12 protein-coding genes are annotated in these 12,168 nt (G+C 45.8%); 1 reads left to right on the plus strand and 11 read right to left on the minus strand.

Features of this window, described 5'->3' with window-relative positions; genetic code table 11:
• Positions 1 to 30: 30 nt before the first annotated feature.
• From ACR1R9_RS19830 to ACR1R9_RS19870, 9 genes are all read right to left on the minus strand, one after another.
• The gene (locus tag ACR1R9_RS19830) at positions 31 to 1,893 is read right to left on the minus strand and encodes a transglycosylase domain-containing protein (protein WP_433922907.1); all 1,863 of its coding nucleotides are present in this window, start codon (positions 1,891 to 1,893) and stop codon (positions 31 to 33) included.
• A complete protein-coding gene (locus ACR1R9_RS19835; protein ID WP_433922906.1) occupies positions 1,887 to 2,681 on the minus strand; it encodes a hypothetical protein in 795 nt (264 codons plus the stop codon). The genes ACR1R9_RS19830 and ACR1R9_RS19835 overlap by 7 nt, the downstream gene beginning before the upstream one ends.
• 169 nt (positions 2,682 to 2,850) lie before the next feature.
• Positions 2,851 to 3,987, minus strand: coding sequence for a sensor histidine kinase (locus ACR1R9_RS19840; RefSeq protein WP_433948904.1), 1,137 nt, complete (start codon positions 3,985 to 3,987; stop codon positions 2,851 to 2,853).
• Between the two features lie 54 nt (positions 3,988 to 4,041).
• Positions 4,042 to 4,764: a response regulator transcription factor gene (locus ACR1R9_RS19845; RefSeq protein WP_339850192.1), complete on the minus strand. Its 723-nt coding sequence runs from the start codon at positions 4,762 to 4,764 to the stop codon at positions 4,042 to 4,044.
• Between the two features lie 89 nt (positions 4,765 to 4,853).
• Positions 4,854 to 5,675, minus strand: coding sequence for a DUF2785 domain-containing protein (locus ACR1R9_RS19850; RefSeq protein WP_433922905.1), 822 nt, complete (start codon positions 5,673 to 5,675; stop codon positions 4,854 to 4,856).
• Between the two features lie 241 nt (positions 5,676 to 5,916).
• Complete coding sequence (locus ACR1R9_RS19855; RefSeq protein ID WP_433956386.1) at positions 5,917 to 6,375, minus strand: DinB family protein; 459 nt, start codon at positions 6,373 to 6,375, stop codon at positions 5,917 to 5,919.
• 185 nt (positions 6,376 to 6,560) lie between these two features.
• Positions 6,561 to 7,505, minus strand: a complete 945-nt coding sequence (locus ACR1R9_RS19860; protein WP_433922903.1) for a DUF1963 domain-containing protein — start codon at positions 7,503 to 7,505, stop codon at positions 6,561 to 6,563.
• 155 nt (positions 7,506 to 7,660) lie between these two features.
• Complete coding sequence (locus ACR1R9_RS19865) at positions 7,661 to 8,950, minus strand: ammonium transporter (RefSeq protein WP_433922902.1); 1,290 nt, start codon at positions 8,948 to 8,950, stop codon at positions 7,661 to 7,663.
• A 2-nt stretch (positions 8,951 to 8,952) separates the two neighbouring features.
• A complete protein-coding gene (locus tag ACR1R9_RS19870) occupies positions 8,953 to 9,366 on the minus strand; it encodes a hypothetical protein (protein WP_063564360.1) in 414 nt (137 codons plus the stop codon).
• 283 nt (positions 9,367 to 9,649) lie between these two features.
• Here ACR1R9_RS19870 and ACR1R9_RS19875 point away from each other — a divergent pair, with 283 nt between their 5' ends.
• Positions 9,650 to 10,150, plus strand: a complete 501-nt coding sequence (locus ACR1R9_RS19875) for a DinB family protein (RefSeq protein ID WP_433922901.1) — start codon at positions 9,650 to 9,652, stop codon at positions 10,148 to 10,150.
• An 87-nt stretch (positions 10,151 to 10,237) separates the two neighbouring features.
• Here the strand turns inward: ACR1R9_RS19875 and ACR1R9_RS19880 are convergent, their stop codons facing one another.
• Positions 10,238 to 10,741, minus strand: a complete 504-nt coding sequence (locus ACR1R9_RS19880; protein WP_433922900.1) for an N-acetyltransferase family protein — start codon at positions 10,739 to 10,741, stop codon at positions 10,238 to 10,240.
• Positions 10,742 to 10,841: 100 nt separating this feature from the next.
• Positions 10,842 to 11,990, minus strand: coding sequence for a peptidoglycan DD-metalloendopeptidase family protein (locus ACR1R9_RS19885; RefSeq protein WP_433922899.1), 1,149 nt, complete (start codon positions 11,988 to 11,990; stop codon positions 10,842 to 10,844).
• Positions 11,991 to 12,168: the final 178 nt, after the last annotated feature.

Here is a 12,168-nt window from a genome sequence, read left to right on the forward strand (position 1 = left end):
GTCCATTGGTGTACGGTAAACCATTCTCTTTTATGGCAAAGCACGCTTCATCACCGACGCAAATAAATCCGCCGCCACACCACTTCCGGATCTCATATAATGCTCTGCATCTGTACGATCAAACCCCATCCAGACTGCGGCCGTCCACTTGCTCGTATATCCTACAAACCACAGATCCCTGTTCGCCTCCTTGCTTACACCAGGTAATGCAGCCTGCGTTGTTCCTGTCTTCCCCGCTACCTTATGCTGACTCAGTTGTGCCCTGCTACCTGTTCCTTGACTGACCACATCTTGAAGCATGTCGGTCATGGCCGTTGCCGTGCTGGTGGAGATCACCTGCTTGTTCTCTCGCTTAAAAACATAGATTGTCCGACCGCGTGAATCCTTAATTTCACGAATTAGATGCGCCGTATTGAACTTGCCGTTATTGGCAAACACGGAATATGCCTGGGCCATTTTTATTGGAGACACCCCTTTATGCAAGCCACCTAGGGCAATCGACAGATTAAGATCCTCCTTGCCCAGTTCAATGCCCAATCGATCTGCAAATTGATGTGCGCGTCCCAGTCCTGTCTCATGCAGCAGCCATACAGCCGGAGCATTAATGGAGTTTTCAATGGCTTGCGACATCGTAACTGTACCTATGTAACGCCCGCCCAAGTTGCTTGGTTGATAACTCCCATATTTCATGCGTTGATCAGGCAGCATGCTCTCTGGCTTAAACCGCCCTGATTCCAATGCAGGTCCGTATGCAATAATAGGCTTAAATGCAGAACCAGGTTGCCTTGCATCCGTCGTTGCCCGGTTAATGCCTCCTTTTACAGGGTCTCTCCCACCCATCATCGCTTTGACTTCACCGTTATGCTGGTCCAGTATGATCATACTCGCCTGCACTTGCTCATCCTCACGATCATCGGTGAACCGTGAAGATTCACGGAATGTTTGCTCCATCGCCAGCTGCGCCTGATCATCCAATCCCGTACGAATGGTCCAGCCTGCGGATTGAATCTCTGCTCCACTCTTACCTGTGAGACGAGAAGCCTCCTCAATTACCGCATCCAAGGCAGACACGTAAGCAGGCGCTGTTGAGCCTGGAGTCGATTCAACTGTAGAATTGAGCGGTGTATAGTCCACATTTCGCGCTTCCTCCATCTGTTTTTTAGTAATAATTCCTTGCTCATGCATGATACCAAGAACCACAGAACGCCTCTCTTTGGACAGGTCTTCCCGATCCACCGGATTGTATATAGAAGGTCCCTTCGGAATGCCGGCCAGCGTAGCCATTTGCCAGATCTCCAGCTGATGTAGATCCTTAATCCCGAAGTATCGCCAAGCCGCGGCTTTAACGCCATATTGCTGGCGTCCCATATAAATATGATTCAAATATAGCTCTAATAGCTCATCCTTGCTAAATCTCTTTTCCATCGCCATGGCAATCGACATTTCATTCACCTTGCGAACCAGCGTTTTATCTCCGTTCAAATACAGATTTCTGGCCAGTTGCTGTGTAATCGAGCTGCCTCCTTGACTCAGGTTCATATGTAAAACATCCTGCACAACCGCCCTGCCAATGCCGATAAAATCCAGGCCATCGTGGTTATAGAAACGTCGATCTTCCGTAGCCAGAAACGCCTGCTTTAACAGATCGGGCATATCCTTTAAATCAGCATGCAGCGCATATCCCTTGGTTTGTACTTGTAATCTTGAAATTTCTGTTCCATCCGCATTGGTAATGATCGTGGAAGTGGCCACCGAAATGGCCTCAGGATGATTGCGAAGGACACCTTCGCCGTAAGTAACTAGATAGATATAGCCGACCGCAAGCAAAATAACAATTACTACAGAGGCATCAAATATATGATAAATTCCGCGCCTTATGCTGGATCTCAACATTCAGGCTCCCTAAATACATGTGGATTGGAGCCTGAATGTTCCTGTTGCTTCATTTCCATAGAATCCAGAGCAAGCTCCAGCCTTAACGTCTGCTCATACGCTAGCCTGACCCAGTGCTGAATCTCCGCTTCATCCCGGCAGCGTCCTTCCACGATCGTTTCAAGCGAGGAACGAACACCGTAGAGAGTAAGTTTCATCGGCAGATCTGCATTTATGCGACCAGATTGTAATCCAACCCAATCTGCTTGTATACGTTGCTTATGACTTCTCTCACTTTCTGACGCTATTTGTTGTCGGCTACTTTCTTCGCCATACATATACATACCAGAACTGAACCATTCTTCGTCTCTCGGCTCTCGATCTGTCCACTCTTGGTCTGAACTGTTCAAGCGCTCCGATTGTATACGTATCGCAACGTCATTCAGATCCGCGGCAATCTGCCGCAGCTCTCCTCCGTTTAACACTTCAATCTGTGCTGGAATTCGGCCATTGGCCAGTTCATGAGTTCCACGACCAATCACCTTGAGGTCATCTGCAATCTTCTGGGATCGAATCCAAAAAAACAACGCAAACATACCCCCACCGATGAATATAACCAATGGCGTTGTACCGATATGGTTTATCACCCAGTACATAATGCGAGTTATTCCTGTTGTCTCCGATAGGATATGATGGTGGGTAAAACGTAACATGTGATATACGACAAATAGGAGCGCTGCGCTAAGTAACGCGCTTGCTCCGCAAATATATATGTAGCTCAATCTGACTGTACGTAATAATAATCTCATATTCGGCATCCTCCTCAATTTTGCAGTTCATATTTTCGATTGAGGTTAAGAATACCGAATATTTCTTAATTAAGAAGTGGGTAACTTCTTATCATTTTCTTAATTAAGCAATTTGCCTACATGTTGAATCAAGCAAGCTCTCTTATAAGTAGACGAAAATTCTGCCAGGTTACCGTTCCTCTGCATCTCTGTTCATCGGAGGAGCAGTTAGCGGAAAACGCGTAACAAAATCGGTTCGGCCCTGTTCACTGTAAGCAGCGATACTCCCGTGATGTAATTCAATCATCGATTTGGCAATAGCCAGCCCCAGTCCGGTGCCGCCCGTATCACGCGAGCGGGACTTGTCCACCCGGTAGAATCGATCGAATAAATGCGGCAAATCCTGCGCTGGAATCGGTTCACCATAATTGCTAATGCGCACTACAGCTTCTTCACCTTCAAGAGACAACGCAATCTCCATCACTTTACCCTGTGCCCCATAACGGATCGCGTTACTGAACAGGTTCTCATACGCACGAACAAGCTCTCCAGGAGCGGCCTGAATCCATAAAGGTTCTTGTCCACCAATGATCTTGTATGTCATGCCCGCTTCTTCCAGCATCGGAGAGAACTCTTCAGCGAGCTGCATCAGAAACGGATTCAGGTTCAAAGAAGTTAATGACAAAGGAAGGCTCCCACCACTGACACGGGTATATTCGAACAAATCGTCGATTAGCTTCCTTAATGTTAAGGACTTCTCGTACGCAATGCTCACGTAATACCGCATCTCAATTTCATCCTGATATCGATCCTTCTCTATGTACTCCAAAAATCCGAGAATGGAGGTCAGCGGAGTCCTCAAATCATGAGAAATACCCGTAATTAAGTCATTTTTGGCAGCAACTGCACTACGCTCCTCTTGCAATGACAGCTGCAATTGTTCAGCCATCTGATTAATACTGGCAGCCACAACGCCAAATTCATCCGATGTCTTCACATCGATCCGATGAGACAGCTCTCCTTTGGCAACTTCCTGAATTCCTGCCGTAATCTCATCCAGAACCAGCATCACCCTGCGCGTGAACAGGAAAAAGAACAGCACAAAGCCAAGTATGCCAACCATAATCATTAATGGCATAGACCCAATATTGTTCACCAGCCACCTGATGCCCCTTGCAGGGATCGAATAATTAGGATAAGTCTGAGCCGCCAGAATGGAGTGTACAACTTTGCTGCCCCCATACAAAATAGCCCCCGTCAAAATGCCACTCAGCAGAAATGCGTAGATAAATTTCCACCGGACTGTGTTAATTAATTTTGAATTCATCTCGGAACTCCTTGCTCACGCTTTGTATCCAAATAACCTCATAGACGCACGTGCTCATTGTGGTTTGATCATCTTATAACCAACACCCCATACCGTCTGTATGAATTTGGGATGTTTGCTGTCGAGTTCGATTTTCTCACGAATCTTGCGGATATGCACCATAACGGTATTGTTGGACTCCATAAACTCTTCTTTCCAGACCTGCCTGTAGATCTGCTCCATACTCAACACAGAGCCTTGATGGCGCGCCAACAGTTCCAGAACAGCAAATTCACGGGGAGTCAAGCGAACAGGCTGCTCATCCAGCCAGACCTCATGCGTATCCGTGTTGATGACCAGATCGTCAATCACCCATTCATGCTCCTTGTTCTCACGGCCTTCATTGAAGGTATGGTACCTGCGAAGCTGTGACTTTGCCCGTGCCACAAGTTCAAGCGGGTTAAACGGCTTGGTCACATAATCATCAGCGCCGATGCTCAGCCCTGTAATTTTATCCATATCCATGCTTTTGGCGGACAGCATAATGATCGGCATTTTCTGCTCTTCCCTAATTTTCATACATGCTTCAATTCCGTCCATATTCGGCATCATGACATCCAGAATGATCAGATCAATTGGCTCTTTCTTCAGTTGCTCAAGCGCCTCGATCCCATCACTGGCTGTCAGAACCCGGTATCCTTCATTACCAAAATAAATCTCCATCAGTTTAATAATATCCTGCTCATCATCCACAAGCAGAATGGTTGCTGGCTGTGCCACGGCATTATTCCTTTCCATTCCATGAATCATTACTTGATCAAAGTATACCACTAGGAAATGGATCTGCGAAAATCATCGCCCTAGGAAAGAAGCAAAAACGTTGGATTTTAGGAATAATATACTTTTTCTATTTTATATAAAGTATGCTCGATTGTTGGGCAGAGATCAGCATCGACTTTGTGAAATTTAATTCGAAAGTATAAACTTTTCAAAAAGTTCTTTATATTATTTTTTTGCCTAAAGGCAGGAAGGAATTCTGGATTTTTCTCCACATCACCAAAACGTTGAATCCATTGCTCTACATAAGTCTGACTAAGTATTTTTCTATTTAAAACACTAATTATGGATTTTATCATTCTTTCATCTTCCCCATCGGAGTAAACTCGATCAGTGATGGTCATCTTTTCGTAAACCAAATCGAGAATGGTTAAGAGATCATTTTTATCCAACTCGGAACATTGGGCCAATTCGTCTAAAGCATCTGCTGCATGGGCTATGGCATGAGCCCAGCCTTTTTCTTCGTCATACCCGCGGTAATCTCGCTCTTTATGTACATTGTAAAACACGATCTCTTTTATCTGATGAATATGCTCTTTCGAGAGAAATGGTGATTCTTTATGCCTCATGAAGAGGAGCGGTATAACTAGCATAGAGAACGATCGAGTAAAGACAGAGTCTGTATTCGTTTCACCAAGCCTAAAAAGCAAATGCTTATTATCCAAAACAACGGATAGAAGTTGTTCTAGTTCGTTTACTGTTAAGGTATTATCAGGAATCCAATTTGATAAGGTTGTATAAATGAGGTCATCACGTAGTTGGGCATCCAAAGAACCGATATTAACCATCATTTCTTGTATCAACTGGAATGTATCGAGAGGTGTTTGGTAGTCATTCTCTTTTACTAATATCAACTTTTCTTTTAAACTCATTTTACACACCCCTAATAGAAGATTTTCCGAACTTACTATTTTAGTTTCTATTGACTATGTGGCATTTTTAAACGTTGGTTTTCGTTAATTGTAGCTGATCCGGCAATCTCTATTATTAACGTATAGTATCGTCGATTTAATCCTTGCTTAACCGTTGCTTGTGCGGATAACATGTTCTATGTATTCTATTAAATCTTGCTCTATATTCAGGCAGAACCTAGCATTACGGACCTTGGTCTATCTATTCAAACAACGATACTTTGGGCTCTATACCAGTCAGTGTCAGCATCGTATGCAGTTGACCCCTGTGGTGATACACATGTCCCATGATCTCAAGCAGCCACTCCAGACGACTGTACGAAGCTCCCCAATAGGAGTCAGTCACCTGTAATAATTCCTCCGTATTAAACTGTCTATATCGATGATAGAGGTACATCTGATTCGCAATCAGCGCTTCTTTGATCTCACTCAGTGAATTTGGCTGATGTTCCTTGTAAAACAAAGCCATTTCTTCTTGGGAAGCTCCCTCCGAAATATGTACATCTGCACGACAAATGACAGATAGATGAGAAAGCAATTCTCCAACCGGCCGTTTGCCTTCAATCGGAGTCAAAGCCAAGTCCTGCTCCGACAGTTGGTCACATAAATTAATTAATGATGTCACTGCCACATCAATATGTTTAAATGCAGACTGAATCAACAGAAACACTCCCTTTTTATTCCATTATACAGAACGTATGATCGCCAATCAACTATAAATTCCCCCTTTATATATAAACCAGCTTTGCTCGAAAACCAACAATGATGAACAAAAAAAAAGTCCCTCCTCCCTCATATAGACGGAAATTGGGACATTTTGTTGCTCCGATGATAACAAACACGAACTCAACTTGAATATAACGAACAATACGTTTGATCGAATCGTCCTGCGAGCAAGTCAGCCTTGCGAATGAAAAATTGCAGCTCCCCACAATCCCACCATTGAAAACCGATAGCGTCATGCGTATCAATTTTTAATAGAAGTAAGGTATCCGCAAGCTCTTGTTGTGTCCGTTTCTCATCCCCGCCATAATGAGCAGTCAGCTTCTTCTCACACGCCTGCTCGTCATAAGCATACTCTTCATCAAGCACAATCTGTAACAGCGCCTGATGTTCTGCATCCGGATGCTGACCGTCCGGGTATCCAAACATGCCGCCCCAGTTCTGTGTACTCGGATGATTCCAGCTGGACTCGAATTCGAGGTATCGGTCATACAGACCTTCCTCCCCTTCAACAGCTACCGTTCCACCAGACAGCGGGGCGACGATTGCATTCAGAGCCAGAGAATCAATGTATGCGTATGTAGGAAACTCGAGATTAGGCAGTACTGTTACCGAATGTGCTACAAAATCGTCCTCACCCAGCGCGGTTTCGCCATCAGGCTCTCGCCTTGTCAGGTTATGAGCGTCCGGCTCGTAAATCACACGATGCTCAATATGATAAGCAGGTTCATCCACACCAATGAAAAAGTATAACATGCCCCGTTCGGGCAAACTCCCGCGCCCATCATTTGGCGTATATGGCGTCAAATCCACGAGATTCAACTGGGCCAGGAACGTCAAGGGCACCCCCTCCTGTGTCAAAGGCCATTTCATGTTGCTCGGCAGATCGGGATTTCCACCTACACGTGAATTTCCTGTTCTGCGATACTCATCGATTGTCGATACATCAAGGCGAATTCCCCAACGGCTTGAAGATAACAGCAGATCGGCAGCATTACCCAACCCATATTCTTCAAGAGTTTTCCTGGCTTTTCTGGTCAGACGTTCACATTGTTCAGGTTTAATCATACAGATCCTCCCCTTCTGACAATACACCTATGGTGAGACATATTCAGGTTCACACCTGTATATTCTTCCGCTGACGCTTCTTTCCCTGCTTCTAGCGAAAAAAGAGACTGACATCCGGTGTCAGCCTCCTTCCTTATTATCCATTCGGTTCATTCTTAACGATCCCGATTCGGTGAATCATTCCGGAAAGCACGAATATGCTCCTCGCCATCCAGAAATTCATGCGACTGGTGTGCAGCCATTACACCATGATAACTAATATCCAGACCTAATTCTTCCTCTTCTTCCGTGGAACGGACAGGAACGATCTTGCCAATCAGTTTCAGACCAATCCAGGTCATGACAAATCCCCAGACGACCAAAGCCGTGAGGCCAAGCGCCTGAACACCCAGCAGCCTCCAGCCACCTCCCATGAACAAACCACCATCGGTTGCAAACAAACCTACGGCAATCGTACCCCACATCCCGGATACAGCATGAACAGGGAACGCACCCACAGGATCATCAATCTGCCTGCGGTCTAACCAATTCGTTGCAGCCATCATGAGCAATCCGGATACCGCTCCGATAAATATCGCAGCCACATCACCGACAAAGGCACACCCTGCCGTAATACCGACTAGACCGGCCAGCGAGCCATTAATGACCGATGGTGCATCTGAACGATTGAATCGGAACAAGGTGTAGAGCAGTGTAACCGCACCGCCTGAAGCAGCAGATAACATCGTAACGATGGCAATGTGACCGATCCTGACATCAGTTGCACTGAGCGTACTTCCTGCATTGAAGCCAAACCAACCGAACCACAGCAGGAATGCACCTACAGATGCCAGCGGCAGATTACTTGGGAGCGCAATGGCACTTACGCCATGCGGCGTGTATTTGCCTTTACGCGGCCCAATAATAATCGCTGCGGCCAGTGCAGAGAACCCGCCCAACGCGTGAATGACTGCGGAACCGGCGAAATCCTGCATCCCCAGCTTGCTGAGCCAACCGCCGCCCCATGCCCAGTGTCCACCAATCGGATAAATAATGGCCGTCATCAATATGATGTACAGCAGATAGGCACGAAAGTTAATCCGCTCAGCCACAGCACCCGATACGATGGAAATGACGGCAATCGTGAACGCGGCCTGGAACAGCCAGAATGTTTCCAATGATACGGGTACGTCCAGGTGAGACAAGTCTCCATTGAGGAAAAATCCGGTTATGCCTACAAAACCTCCAGCATCAGAGCCATACATCAAGCCAAATCCGATGGCATAGAAAAGCAACGTTCCAATGGTAATGTCAGCGAAAACCTTCATAATAATATTCACGCTATTTTTATAACGTACAAAGCCAGCCTCCAGGAGCGCGAATCCGCCCTCCATCAACAAAATCATGGCTGCACTCAATACGACCCAGACCGTATCAATCCCGGAGCTTAACGTCTCCAAAGTCATGCTTATACATCCTCCGTTTCCCTAAGCTGTCTAATCTCCCGGATCGTTTCGGGCGTAAGCTCGATTTCGTCCCGTTCGATGCTGTCCGGATGCTTGATTCGTTCAGCAATACGGTCCAGTTCTCGTATCCGCCGCCGGATTTGTTCCATTTTGCGAAAACGTTCCTTCACCTGGACCATATATTCCACCGCCTGGTGATGGGATGCAGGGCGGCCTGCGAACCATTTGCGTACAGTCGACAAGGATTGATAAGCCACTTCTTCCGCACGTTTTTTTTGTTCGAATTGTTCAATTTTATGTTTAAGCGTTTCGATCTCATTTTCTTTTTTGACCTTGAGCTGTTGGATAAGGTACAATAAATCGGACGATGATATTTGCAATGCTGTATGGTGATACACCTCGTCAATTACTAACATACCATGTCAGGACTCCTTACATATCAAGTTACTTGTTATCGATTATAGAGTCCCGCACTACTTAGCGTCAATTCTTTTTTTGGCGATGGTATATTTTGATATGACCCGTTTATAAAAAACAGCTTCATTCTCATATACATAACTTCAACTAACAAAGCAAATTAACCACCACTTCGCATTCACCTTTCAGATCCTCTATGATGTATATTAAGCATCCACATTTTAGGCACTACACTTACACAAGCTGACATCATAGAACTCATTTAAAGGAGAGCATCGCACGATGTTCACTCGTAATGACGACATTCGGAGCCAAATCTGGGAAGCCGTCTCTGGACTCAATGAAGAGCAATTGAATCTCCAACCCACACCTACTCACTGGAGTATTATGCAAGTTCTCCGTCACCTGAATTTGATGGAAAACATCATTGTGAAGCAAGCCCACGCCGCTCTAAAGAAAGAACAGACCGTTGCTGTGGACAAAAAACCATATGAGCTTACACTGGATCGCAGCCACTCTGTCAGCGCCCCGTCTCATCTCCAGCCTCCTGCGGAACCAGAAACGCTGGCGAATGTACGACACGACCTGGAAGACTCACATCAAGCATTGATGCACGTTGCACAAGATCATGAGTCTGAACTGCTGCGGAGCAAGTCCTTTCTTCACCCGGTTTTCGGTGAGATGGATCTGGCTCAATGGGTCGATTTTGCAAGCTATCATGAAGAGCGTCATCTGGCACAGATTCAAAATATTAAACAAAGGCTTGGCGTGTCGCACACCTAAGTCATCCCCTATTTACTCGATGTAAGCAAAAATAACCTCCAATCCACGCATGTGGATTTGGAGGTTTTCATTTATTGTGAAACATGTTTATATTTTTTTGCCCAAAATCGCCAAATCCCGGTTGACGCCATCCAGCACAGCCACTTCAGGGTAATAGCCCCACTGTTCAAAGCCATGCTTGCGTAATAACCCCAGACTCGGTTCATTATGTCCAAACACAAAGCCCAGAATCGTCTTGATTCCAAGCGCAGGACAAGCGTCAAATATGGTGTTCAGCAAACGTCCGCCTGCCCCAATTCCCCGGCACTGCTGATCCACATACACACTGACTTCCACCGTCCCATTGTACGCAGGGCGTCCATAAAACGAACTCAGGCTGGCCCAGGCTACAACCTGTCCCTCAAGTCTCATCACCCATAGCGGGCGATGATCGGATGAATGCTCATCAAACCACGGAATACGTTGCTCCACGGTCACCGGCTCCAAATCCGCCGTTACCATCCGGCTCTCAATCGTAGAATTATAGATCTCCACAATCCTAGGCAGGTCCTCACGACGCGCATACTCAATCTGTACACTATCCAGCTTCATGTCTACTCCTCCATCATCCAGATCGATTCTATCTTATGACGGTATTATAACGGAGGAAGGAAGTCGACGTCATCCCCCAACATTCAGCTCAATTCCATATTTACTCAGACAACCCTTGAATCGTGTTACCCCGGGTTAACTGCTGGCTCTGATCCGCCCAACGAATGTTAACAGAACGGGAAGTGAATAGATCCGGGCCGTCCGATACCTGGAAGTGCAGATGAGCTTCACTGGAATTACCTGAGTTACCCAGCTCTCCAATGAGGTCTCCCCGCTTGACTTTGTCCCCTTTTTTGACGGCCACACTGCCTTGCTTAATGTGCCCGGTGATGCTGTATTCTCCGTTTCCATGGTCAATGACCACATTATTACCCGCTGGTTCTTCCGGGTTCATAACACCTGGTATGTTATCTGGAATATCATTCTTGATATCGACTACGGTTCCATCTGCTGCTGCATAGAGCGGTTCACCAAAAGCGTAGTAGTTTTCGTTCACTTTCGCATCTCCGTTGTAACTGGAAGCTTCTTTGGTGCGAATAATATCTAGCGCATAGCGCTGTGTTTCATGCTCATAATGATAGTTCGACATCACATCATTACCTCCCCAGAACACATACCATTCCCCCTTCATAGGGAATTGAAATTCGGTTTTGGTGAACGTTTGATCCGTATCTACATGGGGTTCCAGTGGTTGGATTAATAGCCCTTCAATCTGATTAGCTTCGGTAAAATAGGCTTGAATCCCTTTGGTTCCTGTTTGATCCTTCCAGGCGAACTCAGTTAAATGGTTCACTTTGGCATCTACCACTAGATCAAAGGAAGTTACTCCCTCAAGGAATTGATCCGCAGACGTTTTAAGCTGTTCAAGCGTTAGTGCTTCCTTCAACTCGGGACTCATCTGACTGTAAATGGCATCCTTGGAACCGTTCATTAACGTATCGATGAAATTCTCAGGTGTAATGATGTCGCTCACCTCTTTACCCGAATTCTCTTCCTGATTTTTACTCTCACTCGCTTCATTGGCATTTGTCATCTGTTCCTCGTACTGCTGCTCCGCCTGCTCGGATGTAATCGAGTTACTGTTACCACAGGCAGACAACATCACGCAGGCTCCAAGGGCAATGGCAAGCAACTTCCAGCTCTTATTGCTCTGTAATTTCTCATGTGCAGCATATCCTGATTTCGGAAGACTTTCCCCGCCATTTAAGTGATCCGTAAGAATTTTAAATCCTTCTTTTAACCTATTCATTCTCTACATCCCCTCTGGTGTTCGTTATACTTTCCAGTTAAGTGTACAGAATGAATCTTATCCTTCGTCTAACTCTTCCTTACATGTAGTTAAACTGTCGCGTCTTCTATGGCTTCATAATTAAGATTCCGTTAAGATAGCTCACACACTACATAGCCCTCTCGGATGGTATGATTAG

This window comes from Paenibacillus taichungensis, from assembly GCF_050994985.1.
Taxonomy (GTDB): Bacteria; Bacillota; Bacilli; order Paenibacillales; family Paenibacillaceae; genus Paenibacillus; species Paenibacillus taichungensis.

Bases quoted from the DNA above. Each gene is read 5' to 3' on its own strand.
- ACR1R9_RS19830 (WP_433922907.1), bottom strand. From the start codon at position 1,893: ATGTTGAGATCCAGCATAAGGCGCGGAATTTATCATATATTTGATGCC.
- ACR1R9_RS19835 (WP_433922906.1), bottom strand. From the start codon at position 2,681: ATGAGATTATTATTACGTACAGTCAGATTGAGCTACATATATATTTGC.
- ACR1R9_RS19840 (WP_433948904.1), bottom strand. From the start codon at position 3,987: ATGAATTCAAAATTAATTAACACAGTCCGGTGGAAATTTATCTACGCA.
- ACR1R9_RS19845 (WP_339850192.1), bottom strand. From the start codon at position 4,764: ATGGAAAGGAATAATGCCGTGGCACAGCCAGCAACCATTCTGCTTGTG.
- ACR1R9_RS19850 (WP_433922905.1), bottom strand. From the start codon at position 5,675: ATGAGTTTAAAAGAAAAGTTGATATTAGTAAAAGAGAATGACTACCAA.
- ACR1R9_RS19860 (WP_433922903.1), bottom strand. From the start codon at position 7,505: ATGATTAAACCTGAACAATGTGAACGTCTGACCAGAAAAGCCAGGAAA.
- ACR1R9_RS19865 (WP_433922902.1), bottom strand. From the start codon at position 8,950: ATGACTTTGGAGACGTTAAGCTCCGGGATTGATACGGTCTGGGTCGTA.
- ACR1R9_RS19870 (WP_063564360.1), bottom strand. From the start codon at position 9,366: ATGTTAGTAATTGACGAGGTGTATCACCATACAGCATTGCAAATATCA.
- ACR1R9_RS19875 (WP_433922901.1), top strand. From the start codon at position 9,650: ATGTTCACTCGTAATGACGACATTCGGAGCCAAATCTGGGAAGCCGTC.
- ACR1R9_RS19880 (WP_433922900.1), bottom strand. From the start codon at position 10,741: ATGAAGCTGGATAGTGTACAGATTGAGTATGCGCGTCGTGAGGACCTG.
- ACR1R9_RS19885 (WP_433922899.1), bottom strand. From the start codon at position 11,990: ATGAATAGGTTAAAAGAAGGATTTAAAATTCTTACGGATCACTTAAAT.